At 61.9% G+C, this 22,125-nt stretch carries 21 protein-coding genes; 6 read left to right on the top strand and 15 right to left on the bottom strand.

Going from position 1 to position 22,125, the window contains the following annotated elements; all coding sequences use genetic code 11:
* Positions 1–65: 65 nt before the first annotated feature.
* The 12 genes from OS889_RS16630 to OS889_RS16575 all read right to left on the bottom strand — a co-directional run bounded on the left by OS889_RS16630 (position 66) and on the right by OS889_RS16575 (position 14,797).
* Positions 66–1,589: a primase-associated protein gene (locus OS889_RS16630; protein WP_256412846.1), complete on the bottom strand. Its 1,524-nt coding sequence runs from the start codon at positions 1,587–1,589 to the stop codon at positions 66–68.
* Positions 1,586–2,470: a bifunctional DNA primase/polymerase gene (locus OS889_RS16625; protein ID WP_372391952.1), complete on the bottom strand. Its 885-nt coding sequence runs from the start codon at positions 2,468–2,470 to the stop codon at positions 1,586–1,588. Before OS889_RS16625 ends, OS889_RS16630 begins: the two co-directional genes overlap by 4 nt.
* Complete coding sequence (locus OS889_RS16620) at positions 2,467–6,291, bottom strand: ATP-binding protein (protein ID WP_372391950.1); 3,825 nt, start codon at positions 6,289–6,291, stop codon at positions 2,467–2,469. The genes OS889_RS16625 and OS889_RS16620 overlap by 4 nt, the downstream gene beginning before the upstream one ends.
* Positions 6,284–8,518: a VirB4 family type IV secretion system protein gene (locus OS889_RS16615; RefSeq protein WP_372391948.1), complete on the bottom strand. Its 2,235-nt coding sequence runs from the start codon at positions 8,516–8,518 to the stop codon at positions 6,284–6,286. Before OS889_RS16615 ends, OS889_RS16620 begins: the two co-directional genes overlap by 8 nt.
* Entirely contained in the window at positions 8,502–9,623 is a 1,122-nt protein-coding gene (locus OS889_RS16610) for a TraC-like domain-containing protein (protein WP_372391946.1), read from the bottom strand. Before OS889_RS16610 ends, OS889_RS16615 begins: the two co-directional genes overlap by 17 nt.
* Positions 9,624–9,629: 6 nt before the next feature.
* Entirely contained in the window at positions 9,630–10,691 is a 1,062-nt protein-coding gene (locus OS889_RS16605; RefSeq protein ID WP_372391944.1) for a TrbL/VirB6 family protein, read from the bottom strand.
* A gap of 2 nt (positions 10,692–10,693) precedes the next feature.
* Entirely contained in the window at positions 10,694–11,524 is an 831-nt protein-coding gene (locus OS889_RS16600) for a hypothetical protein (RefSeq protein ID WP_372391942.1), read from the bottom strand.
* Positions 11,521–13,254 (bottom strand): DUF8186 domain-containing protein, encoded by a 1,734-nt coding sequence (locus OS889_RS16595; RefSeq protein WP_372391939.1) that lies wholly within the window; start codon positions 13,252–13,254, stop codon positions 11,521–11,523. The genes OS889_RS16600 and OS889_RS16595 overlap by 4 nt, the downstream gene beginning before the upstream one ends.
* 28 nt (positions 13,255–13,282) lie before the next feature.
* The gene (locus tag OS889_RS16590; protein WP_372391937.1) at positions 13,283–13,702 is read right to left on the bottom strand and encodes a DUF7985 family protein; all 420 of its coding nucleotides are present in this window, start codon (positions 13,700–13,702) and stop codon (positions 13,283–13,285) included.
* A 6-nt stretch (positions 13,703–13,708) separates the two neighbouring features.
* Positions 13,709–13,987 carry a hypothetical protein gene (locus OS889_RS16585; protein ID WP_008364407.1) on the bottom strand — a complete coding sequence of 93 codons (279 nt, stop codon included), beginning with the start codon at positions 13,985–13,987 and terminating at the stop codon, positions 13,709–13,711.
* A gap of 208 nt (positions 13,988–14,195) precedes the next feature.
* Positions 14,196–14,378 (bottom strand): exodeoxyribonuclease VII small subunit, encoded by a 183-nt coding sequence (gene xseB, locus OS889_RS16580; RefSeq protein ID WP_188880228.1) that lies wholly within the window; start codon positions 14,376–14,378, stop codon positions 14,196–14,198.
* Positions 14,379–14,380: 2 nt separating this feature from the next.
* Positions 14,381–14,797 (bottom strand): exodeoxyribonuclease VII large subunit, encoded by a 417-nt coding sequence (locus tag OS889_RS16575; RefSeq protein WP_372392018.1) that lies wholly within the window; start codon positions 14,795–14,797, stop codon positions 14,381–14,383.
* Between the two features lie 281 nt (positions 14,798–15,078).
* Here OS889_RS16575 and OS889_RS16570 point away from each other — a divergent pair, with 281 nt between their 5' ends.
* Positions 15,079–15,333, top strand: a complete 255-nt coding sequence (locus OS889_RS16570) for an SHOCT domain-containing protein (RefSeq protein WP_372391934.1) — start codon at positions 15,079–15,081, stop codon at positions 15,331–15,333.
* A 14-nt stretch (positions 15,334–15,347) separates the two neighbouring features.
* Here the strand turns inward: OS889_RS16570 and OS889_RS16565 are convergent, their stop codons facing one another.
* On the bottom strand, positions 15,348–15,797 hold the full coding sequence (locus OS889_RS16565; RefSeq protein ID WP_372391931.1) for a universal stress protein: 450 nt from the start codon (positions 15,795–15,797) through the stop codon (positions 15,348–15,350).
* Between the two features lie 156 nt (positions 15,798–15,953).
* On the bottom strand, positions 15,954–17,339 hold the full coding sequence (locus OS889_RS16560) for a permease (protein WP_372391929.1): 1,386 nt from the start codon (positions 17,337–17,339) through the stop codon (positions 15,954–15,956).
* A gap of 182 nt (positions 17,340–17,521) precedes the next feature.
* Here OS889_RS16560 and OS889_RS16555 point away from each other — a divergent pair, with 182 nt between their 5' ends.
* Together OS889_RS16555 and OS889_RS16550 are read left to right on the top strand one after the other, a co-directional pair.
* Complete coding sequence (locus OS889_RS16555) at positions 17,522–17,893, top strand: SHOCT domain-containing protein (protein WP_372391926.1); 372 nt, start codon at positions 17,522–17,524, stop codon at positions 17,891–17,893.
* 26 nt (positions 17,894–17,919) lie between these two features.
* Positions 17,920–18,576: a hypothetical protein gene (locus OS889_RS16550; RefSeq protein ID WP_372391924.1), complete on the top strand. Its 657-nt coding sequence runs from the start codon at positions 17,920–17,922 to the stop codon at positions 18,574–18,576.
* Positions 18,577–18,596: 20 nt separating this feature from the next.
* Here OS889_RS16550 and OS889_RS16545 read toward each other — a convergent pair whose 3' ends face one another.
* Positions 18,597–19,121, bottom strand: coding sequence for an ArsR/SmtB family transcription factor (locus tag OS889_RS16545; protein WP_372391922.1), 525 nt, complete (start codon positions 19,119–19,121; stop codon positions 18,597–18,599).
* A gap of 182 nt (positions 19,122–19,303) precedes the next feature.
* Here OS889_RS16545 and OS889_RS16540 point away from each other — a divergent pair, with 182 nt between their 5' ends.
* Genes OS889_RS16540 through OS889_RS16530 form a run of 3 tightly spaced genes read left to right on the top strand, consistent with a single transcriptional unit; the run spans position 19,304 to position 22,125 of the window.
* Positions 19,304–19,519 carry a heavy-metal-associated domain-containing protein gene (locus tag OS889_RS16540; RefSeq protein WP_372391920.1) on the top strand — a complete coding sequence of 72 codons (216 nt, stop codon included), beginning with the start codon at positions 19,304–19,306 and terminating at the stop codon, positions 19,517–19,519.
* Positions 19,520–19,523: 4 nt separating this feature from the next.
* Positions 19,524–21,443 carry a heavy metal translocating P-type ATPase gene (locus tag OS889_RS16535; protein ID WP_372391918.1) on the top strand — a complete coding sequence of 640 codons (1,920 nt, stop codon included), beginning with the start codon at positions 19,524–19,526 and terminating at the stop codon, positions 21,441–21,443.
* A gap of 28 nt (positions 21,444–21,471) precedes the next feature.
* Positions 21,472–22,125 carry a hypothetical protein gene (locus OS889_RS16530; RefSeq protein WP_372391916.1) on the top strand — a complete coding sequence of 218 codons (654 nt, stop codon included), beginning with the start codon at positions 21,472–21,474 and terminating at the stop codon, positions 22,123–22,125.

The raw sequence follows: 22,125 nt of genomic DNA, 5'->3' as shown, positions 1-22,125 counted from the left end.
CTATTCCACAAAGTCGCCAGTCCTATCACAATATAAGGGTTCCACAGATTCGGGTAGTCTGTGGTTCAGAATTGCTCAACAGAACCAGCTGATTCCGCCTCTACCTGCTCGTACATCTCATCCGGGAACGGGAGGCTGCCCCAGATCGAGTAGGGACACTGGTCCTGGCCGATACAGTAGCGCTGCAGATCGTCGTTATCGCAGTTCATCGGCAACGGCGTGTCGCCGTCGATGGTGTTCGAGAACTCGTAGCGGACTTGGTACTCAGTTTCCTGCTCGTCGTACCACGGCCACCTGGAGAAGACGTCCTTGAGATCCGCGACGATTTCGTCGAGGCTGCTGTCTTGGTACTGCGGCAGCCACATCACCATCCGTGCGAAGTTGTAGAGATCCTTCCGGACGGGCTTCTTCTCGTGCAGCCGCTCCTCCATATTTGCCATACAGGGGAGTTCGAAGAGGTCCTCGATCTCTCGCACCTCGATTTGTTCGGCGCCGGTTCCGGCTCGTCCGATTCGGTACGTATTGACGCGCCCGTCGCGGTCGATGGTGACGGCGGAGTGGGACTCGTGGTCAGCCAGCGTCTTCGCGAGACTGCTCGGACTCGATATCCAGTCCGTTACAGAGGATTCCCACTCGTCCTCGGCGTCGTACGCCGTAACCGCTCGATAGAGCTCTTTCGCCGTGTGGAACTCACCCGTTTGCGCCACGTCGTCGGGTGCGTCACTCAGGGCCCGTCGGAGGACGCGGATCGTCCGTTCCCCACGGTCCCAGTTCCGCCAGATACGCTCGTGATGGCCGGTCTCGAGGAAGCGGTCGATCCGCTCCGTGATCGCCGACTCGTTCGTGGTCAACCACGTCAGCTGGTCGTCGGAGAGGCCGTCTTCTTGCACCCGCAGGAGCTTCTTGAACGCTCGCTCAGCGTAGTTCCGATACTTACTGTCGAAATCACCGACTGGGACGTACAGCTTGTTGTCTTTCACTCGCGTCAGTATCTCCCCGCCCTCGCCAGCTCCCGTCGCCGGCTCGTCCTCCTGAACAAGGCATTTGCGTGACGCCGCCGCCATCGGGATTTCGAGGTAGAGGCCATCCCCGAACTCCGGCATCTCCGTGATGCCCGTACAGACCCGGCCCGGGTGCGGGCCATCTTCACCGGGCTCCTTGCTGTACAGCACGTCGGCGATGTCCTGTTGGAGCAACCCATCGCCGCGGGCGCGAATGAGGGAGGCGAGATTGTTGACGTACAGCTCCCGGATATCGTAGAGCACCTGGATGTTCCGGGGTGACGCGTGCTCGAACTTCGGGTGTTCTTTCACACAGATCGCACTCAACGTCGCGAGCACGGCGAGCGTCCCCGGCTCGTCGACGAACGGCTCCTCGGCGGCGTCGGCACGAACCTGTTCTTTGAACGCTGCCGTCCCGAACCGCTCGACGTCGTTCACGAGGTCCTCGGGTTGGTCCTCGCCGTCGACGACGTATCGGTTGTAGCCACGCGTAAACAGCTGGTTGATACGGGTTTCACCGTACTCCAGCGGTAGTGCCGCAACCCGATACGTCATGTCCTCGTCGTCGGTGGGCGTACTCGGACTCATTCGTCGATCACCTCGGGTGTCGCCGACCGAACGTCGAACGCCGGGCTCTCGATGGGTTGGACGATGCTGCAGACGTCGGCGTGGAGTGAGTAGGGCAGGCGGGCGACCCGCCGGCGGTCGGCCGTCACGACGGGGTCGATGGGGATGTCGTACGTCTCGAGGAGGAGGTCGTTCAACACCTCGCGACTCTGCTCGTCGTATCGGTGCGCCGGGTCGGTATCCAGCAGGTAGACGTGGACTCCCTGCCCGCTGTAGACGACCATCGTCTCCTCGGCGTCGAGATCGTCCTCGAAGATGTCGCGCAACTCGAACCCGTACTCGATGGCGCGGTCGATGTCTTCGAAGGCGTACGGATACCCCTCGGGAGCGGCGTCGAGGATACCCGCAGCATCGAGAAGCGCATCGTCGTCCTGATCCTCGACATCCGCCGACACCAGCTCCTCCGCTCTGTCTCGGGCGATCTCTTTCGCGTCGATATCGACGAGGAGGACCCAGGGTCGTTCCCAGTGATCCAGTGCGTAGTAGACGGCGTCGGGCTGTGGGTCCGGTTGCTCCAGTACTTCCGGATCAGCGAGTGCGAACTCGTTCCGCCCCAGCGGGTCGTTGCGGGCTGGATGCCGAATAAACTCGACAATGTCCTCGAAGTCGTCGAATTCGGGCGTCGTTCGGTCGCCCGACGCATCTGTTTGCCACGTATCCCGCCGGATGAAGTCCTTGTCCGGCACCTCGTCTTTGCGAACCGGGTGGGACTCACGGAAGGCGATGGCGTACTGTTTCGGGCCGGTCGCCGTGATGAATTCCGGCAGGTCATCCAGATAGCCTGGGAACTCCTCGGCGTAGTAGGCGTAGATCTCCTCGCGGGTCGCCTGTCGCCAGGTCATTGGTTGAGTTCTTGATCGAGATTTTTGAAGCCCCGAACGGTGGTCAGGCCCGCAGCATCGAGGTCGTCGACGGCGTCTCTGATGGTCGCGAACGACCGTGCCGCCCGCCCGCTGACCCGCTCGTCGATCCGATCCGCGTCGGCAAGGCTCTCCAGGACGTCGAGTGCCGTCTCGCGATTGTTGAAGGCCCAGATCGCGTCGGTGTCCACCGCGCTGAGTTTGTCGTAATCCTCGACCGGGGCGTGCCGGTTGTTACTCGCGAGCTCTGCTTCGCCGCCCCAGACGAGATCGCCGTCCTCGTCGATGCCGGCCACGTCCAGTACGGTGCCGTCGTCGGTTTCGTAGTACGGTTCCACGCGAACCACGTCGTCCCGCTGCTGGAGCCAGAGCTCGAGGAGCCGGACGCCAACCTTGTGTGGCGTTTTCTCGCCGAGATCGCCCGCTCCTGGCCCCGCCTTCAATTCTCTCCCGAGGAGGTCTCGACCGTCCGGGAGGACGGTGTAGTACTTGCGCCCCGCCGCGGAGTCCGCGTCCAGGAGGTCCTGCTCCGTGAGCCGCTCCACATGGAGGTCGTCGTATTCGTCCCGGAGCTGGCTCATCCTGTCCAGTAGCGTGTACTCGTCGTCCTCTCGGTTCATCACGTCGAGGACCCGATTCAGGAACCGGACGTCATCACGGCTGAGCCCGCGTTGTTGGAGTTCGTCATCGGGGACGGGCACGCTGCTTTCCTGAACGGGCGTTGCCCCGTTCTCCGGCTGCGTTGCTTGGTCACCAGCTGGGTCCTCGTCCGCCTCGGTGGTCTGCCCGAACAGGGGGCTCATCGCTGCCTCGTCTCCATCTGGGTCGCTGTCCGCCTCGGGCTGCGTGGTCGACGTTGATGCGTCTTCGGTCGTCGATTCGCTGATGAACGCGGATTGCGTCGGGTCGGTCGCTGCATCGCCGTCGGCAGCCGAGCCCGTCGTTTCACCCCCCGAACTCCCCCAGCCAGTCTCCTCTGGGGAAGTGGTCGACTCAGTCGGCTCTGTCAGCCCGTACTGGGCCTGTGTCCGCTCGACCATTCGTGGCCGGGACACGGACTCAAAATGGTCTTCCTGGGGCTCTGTGAGCGGCTGGTCGCTTTCTGGATGGCCCGGCGCAATCGGGAGCGGCTTCAGCGAAAACGGTGGCGGCCCAGTCTCGCCGAACGACGGACTCGGGAGTTGCGCAATCCACTCACCACTTGGGAGCGTGTTGATCCGGTTGCGGAGTTCGGTCGGAGAGAGGTCCTCGTGGGCAAGCGACTCTGCGAGGTCGCGCTCGATCGAGATGTTGCCGATGAGCTTCGTCTTGATGTTGTTCAGCACCTCGTCGTAGGCCCGCTCGTTCCGGTTCCGCACCTGTTCAGGGAACTGCATCACGAGCCCCATACTCAGCCCGAACGACCGGCCCTGCGGCAGTAGCTGCTCGGAGACTAGTTTCGTCGACGCGACCGGCGCCGCCTCCTCGATGATGAGGTTCGTGAGGTTCTCGTAGTCGGTCTGGCCGTCGCGTCGGCGCACCTGCACGGCGTCCCAGAGATTACTCAACAGCAGCAGGGTGATCGCCCGCTGGGCCTCCGGGCGGAGGTCGCCGAGGTCGAAGATGATGGTGGCGTCTTCATCGAGGAACTCGCGAAAGTCGAACCGGTTGTCGACGTACTCGCCGGCGTCATTCTGCTTGGGGACGTGGCTGAAGATCCGGCGGAGATGCGCGTCCTCTTTGAGCTTGTCGAGGCGGTTCCCGACGGCGTCCATCGACACCTGGAACTGGTGGTTGTCCTTCGCAAAGTGGCGCGTCAGCGATTCCTCGATGTTCTGGTTATCCGCTGAGACCGGGGGAATCGTCTGGTCGCGCTGCATCCGGAGCGCGGCGGCGAAGAGGTCGTCCAAGCCGAACACGTCGCTCCCGTACTCCTCGTCGAACAGCGCCTTAATCAGATAGCTCAGAATCTCGTTCGCGACGAACGCCTGCCCGTACTGCTCGCGGCCCATAATCATCCGGAGGATGTCGTGGAAGTGGTCGACCTTGTCCTGAATCGCGTCCTCTCGGTTCCGACCCGCTTCGAGCGCAGGGCGGATGTCGAAGAACGAGAACGCGGGGATGGTCTCCGGTACGCGGAAGTGGTAGACGTCGTCGAGGCCCCCAAATCGTTCGTAGTGGCAGCGCAGGTAGTTCTCACACATCCCGTCTCCCTTCGGGTCGACGAGGACGACGGGGCCACCCGTCGACTCGCGAAGGGAAAGGGCGTCGTTGATGATGGCCTTCGACTTCCCGCCGCCCGTCGACGCGAACCGGCCGTAATGCGTCGGCAACAGGTCCGGCGGAATCCGGATGGGGTCCGGCCGTGGCTCACCGTTCTCGTCGAGCGCGTAGCCGATGGCCATCCCGTCCTGGAACTGCTGGATCAGATCCGGGTTCGGCCACGGGAGCGGGTTCCGACTCTGCTGTTCGGCCCTCGTTCCCCGCGTCCCTTCGACGGTCAACTGTTCGGAGGAGGGGACGAGGACGAAGTTCGCGAGCTCCGTCCCGCTGAGGACCAGCTCGGGGCGGGTCTTCCCCCGGCCTGTCGTCAACTCGCGATTGAGGAGGCGCTGGAGAGCGGCCCGTGCCTTCTTCTCCTTCGTTTTCTCACGGAAGCCGCTGTCCCGGAGGCGTTGCCCCTCGACCTCGTAGAACGGCCCATCAAGCGGGTCGAACACGGGGAGGAGCGAGTCCATCCGGCCATCGAGGTCGTCGCGGGTGTCGTCGGTGGGGACGCCGACGGCCCGGATGTTGACCGTGAACGACCGTTTGGCGTTCTTCGCGTCGATGTACTCGATCCGCTTCTCGACGGCTTCGCTGAGCTGCCGGTCGTCCTGGTCGCTCCGCTGCTCCTCGACCTCGAGTAACGACCCGACGACCTCCTGGAAGAACGTATCCCGGCCGTCGACGAGGTCCTCTTTCCGTACCTCCGCGTCGGACTGCCAGCTAGTACGCCGTTGGAAGACGACTTGGAACGCGGTCGGCGCTGTCGCCTCCATCAAGTGGTCTATCAGCGACGCCAGCGCTGCGCCCGGTTCGTCGACGGACGAGAGATCGCCGTTCGTTTCCTCCGCTGTGAACGGCGTCAGCGAGGTCATCCAGTCCTGCTTCCGCGAAGCGGCACCATACCACCGAACCCCGAGCGGCGAGACAGCGTCTTGTGCCGGGCGCGCCAGAATCGTTCCCGCCGGTGTCATCGTCGGCTTCTCGATGGCCCGCCGCTCTTCCTCGTCGTCTGGAAGTGCATCGGGCGGCGCTAGTTCGAGGACTGACTCCCCGACAGTAACGTGATGGTCGGGGACGCTCGTGGATGCCGTACCGCCGTCGACAACGGGGTCTGCTTCGGCTGGCTCGGAGGCCCATGATTCCTCGTCGACGATCTCGTACTGTTCTGCCGGGCCAAACTCGTACTGCAGCCGCCCGGCCTCGTAGTGGTCGACGAACTCCTGCGGTGTGAACTCGACTGGCTGAATGAGCCGGGCAGCGACGTCGACGTCGACGCGCTCGATGTCGAACGTGGCTGGATAGATGGAACGGAGGCGCTTCTCAAGCGTATCGAGGTGGGCATCGGCCCCGTAGAAGAACTCTACCGGGTCATCCGGGCCATCACTGATCGCGAGGAACTCGAATCGGGGTGGTGTCTCACTGTGGAGTGGGTTCAGCTTCGCCCCGAGGCCCGACGAGCCGGGCGTGGTCAGTTTGTGGAGGCTGTCGAGGACTCGGGGGATGCTCTCCGGGTCAAGCCGCTCTGATGTCGGCGTGACGCGCAGGTACTCAGCCATCGTTGGTGTCCTCCGTTGACCCGCCGTCTGGCTCAGCTTCGACGGCGTCTGATTCCTCGTTCAGTTCGCTCGTTTCGTTCGTTCCGTTCGTTGCTCGATGCTCGAGCTCTTCCTGGAACTCCTCCATCTCGGTATCGACGGCGTCGTCGCCGGCGCCGGGCAGGGAGGACCGGACCTGTGAGGTCGGGTCGAAGTCGATGACCTGCTTCTCCTTGGGCATCGCTTTGACTTGGATGCCGCGCCACTCGCCGTCGACGCCCACGAGGGCCTCGGAGAAGCCGGCGTCCTCGTTGCCCGGCACGGCGTCTTGGACGAACCGCATCTGCGCGTAGTTCAGCCCGAACTCGTCGGCCCACTCCTCGTCCATCCCGTCGAGGCGGTGGAACTGCTTGACTGCACACTGATCCAGGATCGCCTCGGATTCGGCGTGCTCGAAGAACTCGTCGACCGTCTGCGTGACCAGCCGGATCGAGAGGTCGTGGTGGCGGTGGTGACGGAACACCGTTTCAAGAAACGCCAGGCTCGCGGCGTCCTGCATGATGTACCGCGCCTCGTCGATGTAGAACACGACCTCCTTCTCCGAGACTTTCGCCCGCTCGTACACCAGCGAGATGAGTAGCTGCATCGTCAGCGCCGTGCTGCTATCGACGCTGCCCTCCTGCTGGGCGAGGTCGAGGTAGATGACCTTCTCGTCGCGAATGTCGAAGTCGGACTCTTGGCCGAGATTGGCGTGCCGACCGTCGTCCTCGAAGGGGCGGAGCTGGTCGAGGAGCCACGTCGCGTCCTCCTTGATTTTCCCGGCTTCCTCGTCGGACCGGACGACGAATTCCTCGGGGTCGTCAACCATGTCCTCGAAGACGTCCATCATATCCTGAATCGTCGGGCTCGGGTTGTCGTGCGTCGAGATGTCGTCGGTGATGCCGTTGCGCTTGTACGCTCGCTTGAGCCCGAGTTCGAGCGTGGTCCTGCGGTCGCCCAGCGAGATGCCCCGAAGCGCGAAGAAGTTGGTGAGGAAGCTCATCGCGTCGTCGAGCTTCTCGTTGAACGGGCTCGCGTCCTCGCCCATCGCTCGCTGGACGTGCTCGGGTGTCTCCCGAATCTCCAAGGGGTTCAAGCCGAGCGTCCCGCCGACCGTGATGCGTTTGGCGTCGAGGGCTTCGGCGACGCCCGCCCAGTTGTTCAACGGCTCGAGGATGATGCCGATACGGTCCTTGCTCTGCTCGATGGAGCGGATAAAGTTCTGCTTCGAACTGAACGACTTCCCCGAGCCGGTGTCGCCGACGGTGAACATCGCGTACCCGTTGTCCCGCGCGAACGGGTCGATGACCACGGGGCTCTGGTTGTCCTTGTGAATCCCGAACTCCACCCCTCCCTCCTCGAGAATCGTCGCGTTGTGCGGCGAGGACAGCAACGCGCCGACGGCGCCGCCGAGCGCAATCGATGTCCGCCCGAACTCGTTGTCGCCGATGGGCGCGGCGGACTGGAGGGCGAGATCCTGCCGACAGATCGCCGTCTTCGGCGTGAGGTTCGCCGGATCGTCGCGGAGCGCGCTCTTGACCTTCTGGACGGCGTCGCGGAGGTCCTCCTTCTCGTCGGCTCTGACCGTGATGAACATCCCCTGGTCGAAGACGTTCGCGCCGTTCTCGACGGCCTTGTACGTCGCTGCGGCCTCGTTGGCGCGTTCCTGTAGGTAGGCACTCCGCACGCTCTGTTCGAGGTCAGCGTCCACCTGAAGGTCGTCAGCGATATCCTGCAGTTCGTTCCGCGCCCGTTCCTGGTTCTTCGGCGTAATGTGGGCCGTCAGGTCGAACTGCACGTCGGTCATCTCGAAGAGCTCGGAGAGGTAGCCGTCGTTGGGGTAGTCCGGGTAGTCAGCGATGTACAGCGTCGTCGTCCACTGCTCGCCGACCCGTGCCGCGCGCGTCTCCCACTCGATTGCTGCCGGCGCTGTCACCGTCTTGTGTGACTCGGCAATGTCGTCGAGGAGCTGGCGTTCGGCCGCGCCCTGTTCGATGGTCTCCTCGTCGAGCAGATCCGAGAACTCCACCTCTTCCTCGTCGTCTTCGGTGTACCAGTCCCAGAGGAGTTTCCCGCCGATACCGACCAGTACCGCGAGCAGGATGTAGAGGGCCGCCCCTTCAGCTGAGGTCGGATTCGTGAGCCACTCTGTGAGCTGGCCGACGGCTCCGCTGCCCGTCTGGAGGACGAGGTTACGCATCGTAGTCATCCTCCCGGCGCGAGTGGCCGATGATGGGTTGTTCGCGAACGACGCGCTCGGCTTCGTCGTACTCGTGTTCGCGGCCGTTCCAGAAGTCCATATTCAACACGAAGAGTTCGACCGTGCTGAGCCGCCGAGCGGACCACCCTGAGGCCTGCTGGATGAACTCCGACCGCACGTCGTTGACTCGGCTGTCGAGCTTCTCGAACATCTGTGCGCGGCGCTCGACGTCGGTGAGGTCCTCGCGACGGGTTACGAACGGGTTGAACAGGAACCCGATGACGGGGAACTGCGTCAGCTTCTCGGCCGGTGTCCCCTCGTCTCGGAAGCGGTCATAGACCTCCAGCGGGGTAACTTGGACGCCGATGTAGTACCGCATCTGCTGGATTCCACGGTCGCGCATCTCTTTCGGCCGCGTCTCCCGATACTCCTCGAGGAGTTCTCGGAAGATGGGGTTCTCTTTGACGTCCTCGTCGTTCAGGCGGTTTTCGATGTTCTCCGTAATCTGTTCGACCGGGAACGAGCGGGTCGTGGCGTGGAGTTTGAGCTTCGAGTCCAGTTCCTTGTTGGCAAACTCTTCGCCGGCGTCCTGGAGCTGTGCCCAGTCGTCGGACATTGCGAAGTCCATGTTGCCGGGGTCGATCTCGATGAACGCCTCCATCGTGCCGTCGGCGCGCTGGATCGCGCCTGCCCCCGGCCACGCCCGTTCGATGTTCGTGAGGTCCTGCGTCCGCTCGTCGGGCTTGAACGGTGTGTAGTTCGCGAGCCCGCCCTCGTTGCGCTCTGTCTCGTTGGTGCTACTGTCGGCTTCCTCCGGGGCGCTGAACGTGATTTGGGGGCGCTTAACGTAGCGGTAGACATCCTTCGTCCACGTCCACGCGTTGAGGTGGTCGGGCGAGACGTAGACGATCGCGACGCCGAACCCGAAGCCACCCGCGACGAACGGCAGGGCGAGTGATTCGATGCCGGTGAGGCCGGCGATGAACAGGCCGACGATCGGGAAGGCGATCAGGACGCCGACGTCGCCTTCCTCGATGTTGAGGTAGGGGATGCGACTCTCCTCACCGAACTGGTCCATGATGCGCCGTGCGGCTGCGTCTTGGTCGATGGACATGGATTGTTAGTAGCTTCCAGGGTCGTTCTCGGTCCGCCGGTAGGACGGCGTCCCGCTGTCTTCGTCGCTATTCGCGCCCCGAGCTGCAGCTTTCTGCGCCACAGCGTGTCCGGCAGCGGCCTTCGGTCCCCATCGGGCCGCGGTCGTCGCGACGCCGGCGCCGCCGATGTAGGCCCCAGCGGCGACACCGCCGATGAGGGCCGCTCCCTTCGTCGCACCACCGAGAACCTTCGCCGTCAGCGGGGTCGCGTACTTGAACGTCTTCCACGTCACATAGAGCGCAACGAGGGGAAGTGAAGCCGCAACGAGATACTTGAGGAACGCTGAGCCCGGCGTCAACGTCCCTCCAGAGTAGAGTAGGTCGTATCCTTTGAGGACTATCGCAGCAGGCAGGGGTAGGATGGCCAACGGGACGAACCGTTTGCTGAATCCCATCGCGACATCAGAGAGGACAGGGATATTGCCGTACGCAACGGCGAACGCGATGGGCATCCCGTACAGGTAGACGTAGAGGAGAATCTGCCGGATGTAGAACAGCGCCTCCAGTGCCCACATCGAAATTCCTCCGATAAGAGCAAAGAGGAGACCAAGACCGGGATTGGTAATCGACCCCGTTATGAACTGCAGCATAGCAGAGGCTAGCGAGGACAGCTCCGGCATTAGGGCGATCGTGAACCCATCAACAAGGTAGAGGGCGAGCGCTCCGATCCAGTACCACGTAATGATCAGGAACGCACCGACCCAGGCAGTCTTCTTGGTCTTCCGAGCCTCGTACGCACTCCCGATATTGAAGATGCGGATGGTGTGTCGTCCCTGAACGCTCATCACGAGTAGCAGCAGAGAAATCAACATGATCTCGCCACCGATGAGTCCTTCCTGAATTGCTGGCCAAGGGGCGTTACTTGGTTCTCCGAAAATGAACGTCCCGTCAGTCTGGGGAGTCGGAGTGCCAAACATCTCTTCGGTCAGCGTCTGATACCCCGACCGAAGCCCGTCCATGAACAGACCGATGAACCAATCGACGACGTCTTTGAAGCCCTCGAGAACGACGTCTATCAGGTCCACCATCGTTAGGCCTCCGTGATTGAAACCTCGCAGTCACTCATCTCCGTGGATCCGGAGTACTGTACATCGAAGGATCTCGATACCTGGTCGCCGCCAACCTGGGTTCGGACTGTGACCGTGAACTGGCCGCTGTTCCCGTCCGGGGAGCATCCCATTCCCTCCTCAGATTCGGAACCAAACGGGAACGAACTACTGAACAGGTCGGTAGTTTCTCCCGGCGAGATCACCACCTGCTCGGTTTCATACATCCCGCTACCTCGGGGATCTTCGACAGGGTTTGGAACATCGCCGGAGAAAATTAACTCAACAATCGCTTCTGGTCCGCTTCCGGTGTTTTCGACGGTGACGTACGCTTCCCCGTTCTTTAGCCGATCCGTCTCGGTGTCTCCGTAGACTTCGTCCCACGGCTTCTCAGGGTTATTCCGGTAAAGACCGACCTCTTGAATTCCAATTTCCGGCTGAATCACTGAGGAACTCTCAGCTAGCGTTTCTTCACCGCTGAGGGCCACGACAGTATACTCTCCAGGCTCGTAGGAAGTCCCGATCTCGAAAGAGACCTGCTGTGACCCAGCAGCGGTTTCTCGCTGACCGAACAGTTCCCCATTCGGCTGGACGAGATTGATCTGGTCGACTTCCTCCTCTGAGGAGTATTCAACGACGAGTTCTGTCCCCTCTACAGTGACTTCCTGGATGACTCCTCCTTCATCAGACGGCGTTGAGTTCCCGCCACCCGGGGAATCGCCGTTGTTGAGGCATCCGGCCACGCTCGCGAGAGCGGCGCCGGCGACTGTTCGGAGGGCGGTCCGTCTACTGAGGTGGGGATTGTCCTGAGTCATGGGTTTTGTCCGAAGATGTCTTCTGGGCCGAGCATCCGCAGGAGGCGCTTGCCAGCGTAGAACATCACGAAGAACGGCAGGACCTGCCAGCCGACCTCAAACACCAGCGCAAACCAGCCGTCGATCGTCCCGAGTGGGTGCCAGCGGGCCGTCGCGGTATCACTCACGTACGCCGGGTCGTGACCGAGCCACGAGCCCGGATGGTACCGAGCCGTGTAGATGCCCGGTTCGTCGACGGTCACGATCGCCACCCCCGAGGCGTTGGTCTCGACGCGCTGATCCGCGACCGTGATGTACCCGTTTCGGGTGGTGCCGCCAATTGGATACTGACGGCTATCGTCGAGCGCGATCGGCGCACCAGTTTGATTGTCCCGCAGTTCGACCCTGAGCGTCGCTTGCGACTGATTCTGCTGGATGACTTCGACAGTGAGATTGCTGCGACGGAGTTGTCGCTTGGAGCCGGCGTCCGGCCCGACGATTGACGCATTCACGCCCCGGACGATGCCCGCTACGTGCAGCGCCTCTCGATCGACGTTATCAGCTCGAACGGCGACGCCGTACGTCGTCGTGTACGACTGGTTGACGATGTCGATATTGATGTTCTCACCGATGGTGCCGACTGGTGACGGGCGGTCAGTCCCCCAGGTCTCGATGAGTTCCGGTCCGTTTCGGACCGGCTCGGCACGCGGCCCGATCCGCGAGGGATAGGCGTGGACGTACACCGGAATTGCGTCTGACTCGATGGTGGCGCTATCCGTGCGATTTGACCGGACGAGCGTGTCCCAGTTGGTGTTCCGAGCGGTGTAGAACCGCCAGATGCCACGGACCCGTGCCTCACCGTCCTCCGTGAGCGTGTACCCCTGCCACGGCCGCGACTGGAAGATGGCCACGCCGGCATCGCCGTTCGGATACTCGGCGTAGTAGGGGTACGCCGAGAGGTCGTAGATCTCGACGGCGATTGAATCGGAGACGTTCCGTGTTTCCGTCCGATAGGTAACGTCGACGTCCGTCTGGTCACCCAGGTCGGTTCTGACGGTCTTCTTCAGCCGGACGCTAATCTCCGCTTCCAGCGTGAGATTCGCACTCCAGTCGTCCTCGATCTGGTAGCCGAGGGCAGGCGTATGGGCCCCGTAACGCTCGGCGATGGTCTCGCCGTTCTTCTTCAACCGGACTTCTTCGATCTCGTGCTCCGTGAGCGACCACGAAATAGTCGTGTTGCCGGAGGAACTCCCGTTGGGCACACGAACGCGGTAATCAACGAACCCGCGCATCGTCCCATTCGGTGCGATGTACAGTGGGGTTTCACCGGACTCGAGGTGTCCACGAGTAGAGGGCTGGACTGCGAAGATCGTCGCGTGAGTATCCTCGATGAAGACGCCGTCCTCGAGGTCCGCGTGCGGTGGATGCACGGACGTATCTGGGCCGCCGGCGTCGAGGTCCTCGAAGTCGTTCCGCGTCCACGTCGCCGCAGTCGCCGGCGGTCGTTTGAACGTAATGTCCGTTCCGTTGGCGACCTGATGGACAGCGGAGCGGTTCTCGCCGTAGCGCTGGCGGTACTCCTCTTGCGTGATGTAGCTGTCCGCATCACGTGACCACAGCGTTGCCGACTCGTTTTCCGTGAGCCCGTTCCCCTCCGTACCTGGTCGCGGCGGGTCAGCGGCGACGATACCCGTGACTAGGCTCGTCGCGAGCAAGCCGGCCATGAGCACGGAGAGCTCTCGATGGTTCATAGGGCTCGCAACGGGGACTGCGGGGTGGTTACCAGGGGACGAGGTCGACGCACTGCGCCAGCGGGAGGCCCATCATCGACCCGGCGACGGTGTACAGCGGGCCGAGCACGACGAGGACGACCGCGGACTTCATCGCCGAGCGCTTGTGGCGCTTGAGGCCCTTCTTCTGCTCGGGATTGAGGGTGAACATCTCGATGAGGGAGTCAGCCTGCCAGACGATGGCGAGGCCGACGATTCCCAGCGCGGTGGTCAGCTGGAAGAACCCCTCAATCATACTCGGGAGGTTGTCTGCGCTACAGACCGCGTTACTCTGGGCGGCGACCGGCTGGACAGCGAACAGGCCCAGGAGGACGACGGTGAGCGCTGCCTGTCGAGGGATCTTCCCGGTCAGCGGTGACTGGTTTTCGACGCTACGTTCAGGGTCGGAGGGAGTCTGATCCTGTGACATAGCGGGTTAGTCGTCAGTGGCGTCTCCAGCCGTGGGCTGGTTCTGCTGCTCTTCGACGAGCGACTGGAGGTCGTCGAAGCGGTTGGTGTCTTCTGCGATCTCTTCGAGCGTGTAGCCCTGCTCGCGGGCCCGTTCGAGGAGGTCGCGGAGTTCATCGGGGTCAACACCGCGGACTTCCATTTCCTCGCGGAGGGCGCGGCGATAGAGGGCGGAGGCGTTGATGTGGTCGTTCCACATCAGGTACAGGTCATCGATGTCCTCGATGGTGACTGACCTCGTGATCATACATGCGGGTATGGGTATGCACCGGCTGAGTCCCGGTACATATTGGCGCGGTGGCTGGATGATACCTAAATGCTTTCTGGCCAGCAATAACTGCAAATTTGTTGAGTAAATTATAACCAAATTACTTGTTGCCCTCGTAGAAAGGTATTAACCAACACTTGCCGAGTGCGATGGGGAATCTGTTGGTTAAAGCTGAGAATCAGCTCGCTTACTCGAGCTCTACAACTTCGCCACTCCCCTCGTCGAGGATCTCTCGCACTTCGGCCAAGAGTTCCTCACCTTCCTCGTGGAGTGCAGTACCTTCATCGAGGTCGCACTCGTCCGCGTCGAGCTGTTCAATAATCTCCTCGACGCGACTCACCCGATCGTGGATTTCGGAGTCTTTTGCCACGGTTAGATCACCCCCAACCAAAGCCCGGTGATGACCAACAATAGCAACAGCAGCACTACGATGGCGACCTTGTAGTAAATCGGTGGGAGGCCCTCGGGTGCGGTCGCTTCATCGACTGCTTCGGCGAGCTCCTGTTCGTGTTCGTGGTCCTGCTGGAAAGTCTCGTACGCGGCGTCGAGCTGTTGCTCCAGCGGCTCGATCTCACTCGCAAGGAACTCTTGGCGGGAGTTCACGATATACTCGCCGGCGGCTGTCGGCGTGATCGTCGCGACGTCCGCCACCTGATCCGCGATGAGCCGGTCATCGGTGTGTCCAAGCGCGGTGACCACCGGGGTATTCGCGGTGAAGATCGCCTTCGCAACCCGCTTGGTGTTGAAGGCTTGGAGGTTCGAATCGCTCCCACCGCCCCGACCGACGATGATGGCGTCGACGTCCTCCGAGCGGTCGAGATGGTGGATGCCGTTCGCGATGGACGTCGGCGGCGAGACGCTCGTCGAGCGCTACCCCGCCCTCGAATACATCCTCGGCTAACCACGCCGAGCCCTTTGGGAGTACAACAATGCAAAATCCAATTCAAGCACGCGGGATTCGTTCTCTGGGACTCATCGTCGTTGGAGCGCTGGCACTGGCCGTCGTCGCCGGAATGGCGCTAACGCACGCGACCGTCCCAGATGCAATGATGTGGGGCTGGCATGACGGCATGTGGAACGATGGCCACATAACCGGCTGGGGTGGCTGGGGCTGGGGGATGATGCTGTTCGGTCTCCTGTGGATGGCACTCCTCGTCGTCGTCCCCCTCGGTCTCATCTACTGGCTGGGGACGCGGCCGCAATCGAACGGCCCCGCCGAGGATAGCGCACTCGCGGTCCTCCAAGAGCGGTACGCCCGTGGCGAGATCGACGACGAGGAATTCGACCGCCGTCGCGCCCGCCTCACACCAGATGATGGACGGTAGAGGGCGGTCGTTTCCTATTCGCTGACTTCAGTTTTCACGACGGTTGCCGGACGCGTCGTCAATCGGAGAACGCGGTCGGTGACACTTCCGAGCAACGCCCGATATTCGTCCGGCCGGCGTTTGGTGCCGAGCACGAGGAGATCGGCGTCACAGTCGTCTGCGTGGTTCACGATAGTCTCAGCGGGGCGGCCATGTTGCATCGACGTCTCGACATCGACATCGGCCTCTGCGGCTCGGTGTCGGAGTTCCGAAAGCGTCTCATCGCCGTGTTCTTCGAGACCGTGTTCGGGTCCTTCAGCCTCGTCGACGTACTCGTCCCCGCTGTACGCAGTCACGACATCCTCGTCGACGACGTAGAGCACATGAAGGACTGCGTCGTGGGCGGCTGCGAGCTCGAGTGCGTGCGTTTCAGCCTCTTCAGATGCAACAGTTCCATCAGTCGACAGGAGGATTCGGTCGTACATTCAGTCGGAATTCAAAGGCGGGTAACATAAATTCGGCTTCCAATTCCCTCCGCTCAAGAGTCACGGGAGCATATTCGGTATGGTCACGTCAGCGGATGTGCCCAAGAACGACCGACGGACTCAATCGATACTGTAGAACCCTCGACGAACTGTCCGTTAGTGGTCATGTCCCTCCATCACCATCGGATGCCCGGTGGCGTATTCGTCCGGATCCTTCTCGAAGGTCTCCTTGCAGGTCTGCGAGCAGAAGTAGTACGTCTCGCCGTCGTGCGTCGCCGATGGTTCGCTGTCATCGGTCCGCATACCACAGACGGGGTCGCGGTACTGGCTGGGCGCACCGAGGCCGCGACGATAGACGTACAGCAGGAATCCGGAGAGCGCGAACGCGATGAGGTTAAGATAGAACGTGTAGTTGAGCTCGAAGTACGTCTGCTCGGTCGCCGTCTCGCCGCCCGCCAGATCAGGAACGATACCTAGCGCGTCGAACAGCAGTTCCATAAGGAAGCCGGTGAACGCCATCGTGACGAAGAAGACGCCGAAGATGTACAGCATAATCTTCCAGCCGTAGTACTTCCGGTAGACGTTCAACACGGGAATCGTGATGAGGTCGGCGTAGACGAACGCGATGATCCCGGCGAAGCTGACGCCACCGCCCCACAGGGCGACTGCGAACGGGACGTTACCCATACTGCCAACGAAACTGAGCACGGCGATGGTGACACCCATAATCGCGTTCTCGGCCGTCACGAGAAGCCCGTCGCCCTGGATGAACAGGGTGTTCCAGACCCACTGGGGGACGAAGACGATGACGAACCCAGAAATAAGGAAGCCAGCGACGATGTCTTTCCAGATCATCGACCACTCCTTGCGGTACTGATTCCCGACTTTGTACCAGCCACCCCACGACAGCAACTCGTCACGCCACCCGCCGCGACTCGACGTCTCCTGGCGGTAGGTCTCCATACAGCCCTCCGAGCAGAATTTGAGCGTCTCACCGCCGTCGGTCGTGAGCGTGTATTCGTCTTTGCCTTCCATCCCGCAGGTCGGGTCTTCGGTGACGCCCGCCTCACGGTCGCGCTCGTTGAGCGTTTCTCGAACTTCGGCAAAGAGATTCTCGGGGAGCGTGAGGTGGACGATCACCGCCATCACGGCGATGAGGATGAGACCGCCCAGCAGTTCCGCGAGAAGGAACTCCCAGCCGAGCAGAATCAGAATCATCAGCCCGAGTTCGACGATCAGATTCGTCGACGCGAACATGAACGCGAGAAAGTTGACCGTATGCGCTCCCTTCTTGAACAGTCCCTTCCCGATGGCGACAGCGCCGAAACTGCAGCCACTACTGGCCGCACCGAACGCAGTCGCCTTGGTGAGCCCGCTCAGATCACCGTCGCCCAACACCTGTGCCATTCGCTCCTTGGAGACATAGACTTGGACCAGACTCGTGATCGTGAGTCCCATAATGATAGCCCACGCCGCCGTCCAGAGGAATCCGACACCGATCCGGAGGGCTTCGAAGATACCCTCGACCATCGTCACCTGCATAGATGTATCATCGTGTGGATCATCTATTGCAGTTTTCCTTCAGATAGTTCGGGTCAAAGCCGTAGTGAGTAGGTATTCAAAAGAGTTGTGGCGGGTGGAACACGCAGGTCAAAGGCACAACCGCATTGAATAGTTAGTGCGTAGTATAATCTGAGAACCCCAACTCACGGAGGGATCACAATATGCCGACAAATTCAGACGATACGCGACTTGTTACGCTCCTCCTCGTTATCATCGGTGCTGTATTCATCTTCCCGTTGTTCTTCATGGGCTTCGGGATGATGGGGTTCGGTCCGATGATGGGCGGGATGTGGGGCGGTCACATGTGGGGCGACGGGACGATGCCTGGCTGGATGTTCATCGTCGGTATCGTGATGCAGCTGCTGTTCCTCGCTGCCCTCGTCGGTGGTGGGTACCTCATCTATCGCGCAGTCACGGGAGCTGCGAGTGACTCGGACCAAGCACTCGAAGAGCTTCGGCTTGCCTACGCTCGCGGGGAGCTGACTGACGAGGAATACGAACAGCGACGCGAAGCACTCGAACGAGATACCTGATTACGACGAGACATCAAAGCTGAAGGATGACCGGCTACCCCGACCACCGTCAACAGTCTCCCCGTCCGCAACTTCCAGCGTGGCTTGACCGATACACGACGGTGGGGTTATACGGGCTCCTCATCGGGACTGGACTCTGTCTGGTCGCGTTCCTCACGAATCCCGTTCCCGATCCCTCGTTCCCGTGGGCGACGCTGCCCGAGTCTCTACGATTACCGATTGCACAGCCCCGGATCGAACACTGGCCCATGACCTACACTATCGGCATCTGGCTGTGGATTATCGGCTTTCCCGCGCTATTCCTCGCTGGCTATAGACGATTCGGAGACTGGATGCCGTTCGGAACACCGATGTGGCTTGCTGGACTTCCGGCGCTCGCGATGCTCAGCTGGACGACATACTGCCGGTTTTTCTGGCCGAAGCTTCATCCGCCGACCTGGAACGCTCCCTCCTACACGGTCGTCTGCTGGCTATACTGCTCCTCGTACAACGTGCTCTGGAGTAATCTTGCCTATCTGATTGCGTTCGTCGGCGTCGCCGCGACAGTTCTAGCTGTGCGACGCCGGCACGTAGCCGGATACATCCTACTCGGGTTCGGGGTCTTCGCACTTCCCCTCGGATTGCCAGCTGTGTATGAGGGATATCGCCGGATAACTAATACATACGGTGAATTGAGATCTTGACAGCGGTACAGGGCGCAAGCTCAAGAATCTCGGTGCGCACGAACGAACGCCCGGCGGAGGACAGTCAGGAGCACGTAGGTTTCGTACTTCTGGGTCTGACAGTGCTCACACGGCTGCATATCTGCGACGATCTCCGCTATCGCGTCGTCGTGGTCTTCTGTGAGAGTATCGAGTGCATCCCCAATCTGGGGCTGAACGGCCTCGATCATCTCCTCGACAGCGTCATCGGCTGACGCCGGCAGTGAGTACGAGAGGACGATCGTATTCGCGTGGTAGTACTTCGTCGTCCCACCGCGCCCTTCCTCAAAGCGGACGACGTCGACGAGACCGGCATCCCGTAACTCGTTGATGTGATGACGAACCGTGTTCTCCGTGCGGTCGACGCCGCGGTCCTCTAAACGGTCGTGGACCTCAGTTGCGGTCAGCGCCTCCTCAGAGAGGATATCGAGGATCATCGCCCGCATCGGTTCGTCGATGGCGTCCGAAACCCGCGTGTCTCGCACCGCGATGTCCTCAAGCCGGTGGTCGGTACCGGAACTACTCATACGAGAACTGAGTATGAGCAGGCGGGAAAAGCTAGCGGGACGCTGCTTTGAACTCAGGTTACTGGATTCGTGATACCGAAAGCCCTAGACGACCCGTTTGACTGTTCCAATCACCTATATCCGTATTCAAACATATCATCTAAAAAATACTTATTGGGGTACGGGCACTACCTCAAACTGTAATGAGCGACACAACCCAGTTCCGTGTCCTCGACTTGGACTGCCCGACCTGTGCGAGCACCGTCGAACGCGCCCTGTCGAACATCGACGGTGTCCAGCACGTCGAAGTCCACTACGCGACCGGCCGCGTCGAGATCGAATATGACGACAGCGTCGCTGACCCCGACGCCTTCGCACAGACCATCGAAAACCAGGGTTACACGCCCCAGCCCGCCTAACACCATGAACAAACAATCGATCACGCAGTACTACCGGAAACACCGGAAGGCAATCGTCACGGCGACGAGCGGCCTGCTGTACAGCGGTGGTTGGAGTCTGGGCTACCTCACGAGTTTCGAGATGGCAAGCGCCGCCATCCTCGTCCTGGCGACGATTGTGGGTGGCTACGACATCGCCAAGACCGCCTACCACGAGGTCACCAGCCGGACGCTCGGTATCAAGACGCTGGTGACGCTGGCCGCTATCGGTGCCATCGTCATCGGAGAGTACTGGGAGGCTGCCGCCGTCGTCTTCCTGTTCAGCCTCGGGAGCTACCTCGAGGGCCGGACCATACGGAAGACCCGGACGGCCCTCCAGGAGCTCCTGGAGATGACGCCCGACACGGCCACCGTCCGTCGCGACGGGGAACTCCAAGAGGTTCCCGCCCGGGAGGTCGAAGAGGGCGAGGTCGTCGTCGTGAAGCCGGGCGGGAAGATTCCGGTCGATGGCGAGGTCGTCGACGGCAAAAGCGCCGTCAACCAGGCGCCGGTCACAGGCGAGAGCGCGCCCGTCCACAAGGCCGACGGCGACGAAGTCTACGCCGGGACGGTCAACCAGGAGGGCGCGCTAGAAATCCAGACGACGGGTGCGGGCTCGGACACGACGCTCGAACGTATCATCCGTCGCGTCGAGGAGGCCCAAGAGGCCCAGTCGCCCACGGAGAGTCTCATCGACCGGTTCGCGAAGTACTACACGCCGGCCGTCATCGTGCTGGCCATCGGCGCATATGCAGTGACGCAGAACGCGATCCTGTCGCTGACGCTGTTGGTCATTGGTTGTCCGGGCGCGTTGGTGATCGGGCCGCCAGTCAGCATCGTCTCGGCCATCGGCAACGCCGCCCGATCGGGCGTGCTGATGAAGGGCGACGAACACCTCGAACGCGCCGGCAAGATCGACCTCGTCGCCTTCGACAAGACCGGCACCCTCACGAAGGGCGAGACCACCGTGGCCGACATCGAGGGGTTCGGTATCGCCGATGACGAGGTCCTCACGCTCGCGGCGACCGCCGAGAAGAAGAGCGAACACCACCTCGCCGACGCCATCGTCGACGCAGCCCGCGAGCGCCCGATTGCTGCGACGGACGGTGGGGCGGCGGTCGCCCAGGCGGACGAGACGGACGCCAGCCTCCAGTCGATTCCCGATCCGGACGATTTCGACGTGGTCGCTGGTAAGGGCGTTATCGCCCATACCGATGGCACCGAAGTTGTTGTCGGCAACCGCGCACTGCTGGAGGACCGCGACATCAACGTCCCTAGTCGAATCGCCGACTACGTCCGCGGGCGTGAGGAGCGCGGCGAAACGGTCGTCCACGTCATCCGCGATGGGGACATCATCGGCGCAATCGCACTGCGGGACGAGGCCCGGGAGGCAGCTCCTAACGTCGTCGCGGCGCTTCAGGACGTCGGCATCGAGACGGTGATGCTCACCGGCGACAACGAGCGGACGGCCGCCGCCGTTGCCGAGGAGGTCGGCATCGACGAGTACCGCGCCGAACTCCTCCCCGAGGACAAGCAGACCGTCATCGAGGCCTACCAAGCCGACGGACACGTCGTCGCGATGGTCGGCGACGGCATCAACGACGCGCCGTCGCTGGCGACCGCTGACGTCGGCATCGCGATGGGTGCCGCCGGGACGGACACCGCCATCGAAACGGCGGATATGGCGCTGATGGCGGACGACCTCGAACGGATCCCATACGCGGTCAAACTCAGCAAGGCGACGCGCTGGAACGTCCTCGAGAACGTCGGGCTCGCAGTGCTGACCGTAACCGTCCTGCTCGCGGGCGTGCTCACCAGCTATGTCTCCCTCGCCGCGGGAATGTTGGTCCACGAGGCCAGCGTCCTCGTTGTCATCCTCAACGGGATGCGACTGCTTCGCCACTGACCACTAGATGCGATTATCACCACCACTCATGACATCGAACTCGACTGCGAGCGCCGAGACCCAGACTAGAACCAATTGGAAGGTAGACTACGACGTCGATCCGATCGAAATTCGCGACCCTGTCGCGGAGGCCCTCGGCGTCCTCGAACCGGGCGACCCGTTCGTCATCACCTATAGAGACGCGGTGAAAGAGGCGGGACACTCCTGTCCGACTGCCTCGGGCGCCTACCGGATCGTCCAGTTGGGGCTCGACTCTCTGTATTCCGACGACTATCCAGTCCGGAGCGAAATCGAGATGCAGGCGGCCGGCCCGCAGGACGATGCCACGTATGGCGTGATGAGCCGCATCATCTCGTACGTCACTGGCGCGACCGAAGACGACGGATTCAGCGGGCTCGCCGGCGGCTACGGCGGCCGCCGCGACCTCCTCGTCTTCGACGCGTTCGACCCGGACACGGCGGATCCGACTTTCCGGTTCCGGCGAACCGACACGGAGGAGACCGTCGAAGTGACCTACCACGTCAGCGACGTTCCTGACGGTGGGCCCGCAATCGGGAATCTCCAGGGAATTCTAGAGGGGTCCGCAAGCGAGAAGCAACGGGGGGCCTTCGCAGAGGCCTGGCACCGTCGCATACAAGTCGTCCTCGACGACGACTCGTTGTTCACCGTCGAGACAGCGTGA

Source organism: Halobellus sp. MBLA0158 (assembly GCF_041477585.1).
GTDB lineage: Archaea > Halobacteriota > Halobacteria > Halobacteriales > Haloferacaceae > Haloquadratum > Haloquadratum rubicundus.
This window is presented reverse-complemented; position numbering and strand designations above follow the sequence as displayed.

Bases quoted from the DNA above. Each gene is read 5' to 3' on its own strand.
- OS889_RS16630 (WP_256412846.1), bottom strand. From the start codon at position 1,589: ATGAGTCCGAGTACGCCCACCGACGACGAGGACATGACGTATCGGGTT.
- OS889_RS16625 (WP_372391952.1), bottom strand. From the start codon at position 2,470: ATGACCTGGCGACAGGCGACCCGCGAGGAGATCTACGCCTACTACGCC.
- OS889_RS16620 (WP_372391950.1), bottom strand. From the start codon at position 6,291: ATGGCTGAGTACCTGCGCGTCACGCCGACATCAGAGCGGCTTGACCCG.
- OS889_RS16615 (WP_372391948.1), bottom strand. From the start codon at position 8,518: ATGACTACGATGCGTAACCTCGTCCTCCAGACGGGCAGCGGAGCCGTC.
- OS889_RS16610 (WP_372391946.1), bottom strand. From the start codon at position 9,623: ATGTCCATCGACCAAGACGCAGCCGCACGGCGCATCATGGACCAGTTC.
- OS889_RS16605 (WP_372391944.1), bottom strand. From the start codon at position 10,691: ATGGTGGACCTGATAGACGTCGTTCTCGAGGGCTTCAAAGACGTCGTC.
- OS889_RS16600 (WP_372391942.1), bottom strand. From the start codon at position 11,524: ATGACTCAGGACAATCCCCACCTCAGTAGACGGACCGCCCTCCGAACA.
- OS889_RS16595 (WP_372391939.1), bottom strand. From the start codon at position 13,254: ATGAACCATCGAGAGCTCTCCGTGCTCATGGCCGGCTTGCTCGCGACG.
- OS889_RS16590 (WP_372391937.1), bottom strand. From the start codon at position 13,702: ATGTCACAGGATCAGACTCCCTCCGACCCTGAACGTAGCGTCGAAAAC.
- OS889_RS16585 (WP_008364407.1), bottom strand. From the start codon at position 13,987: ATGATCACGAGGTCAGTCACCATCGAGGACATCGATGACCTGTACCTG.
- OS889_RS16570 (WP_372391934.1), top strand. From the start codon at position 15,079: ATGTGGAACGATGGCCACATAACCGGCTGGGGTGGCTGGGGCTGGGGG.
- OS889_RS16565 (WP_372391931.1), bottom strand. From the start codon at position 15,797: ATGTACGACCGAATCCTCCTGTCGACTGATGGAACTGTTGCATCTGAA.
- OS889_RS16560 (WP_372391929.1), bottom strand. From the start codon at position 17,339: ATGCAGGTGACGATGGTCGAGGGTATCTTCGAAGCCCTCCGGATCGGT.
- OS889_RS16555 (WP_372391926.1), top strand. From the start codon at position 17,522: ATGCCGACAAATTCAGACGATACGCGACTTGTTACGCTCCTCCTCGTT.
- OS889_RS16550 (WP_372391924.1), top strand. From the start codon at position 17,920: ATGACCGGCTACCCCGACCACCGTCAACAGTCTCCCCGTCCGCAACTT.
- OS889_RS16545 (WP_372391922.1), bottom strand. From the start codon at position 19,121: ATGAGTAGTTCCGGTACCGACCACCGGCTTGAGGACATCGCGGTGCGA.
- OS889_RS16540 (WP_372391920.1), top strand. From the start codon at position 19,304: ATGAGCGACACAACCCAGTTCCGTGTCCTCGACTTGGACTGCCCGACC.
- OS889_RS16535 (WP_372391918.1), top strand. From the start codon at position 19,524: ATGAACAAACAATCGATCACGCAGTACTACCGGAAACACCGGAAGGCA.
- OS889_RS16530 (WP_372391916.1), top strand. From the start codon at position 21,472: ATGACATCGAACTCGACTGCGAGCGCCGAGACCCAGACTAGAACCAAT.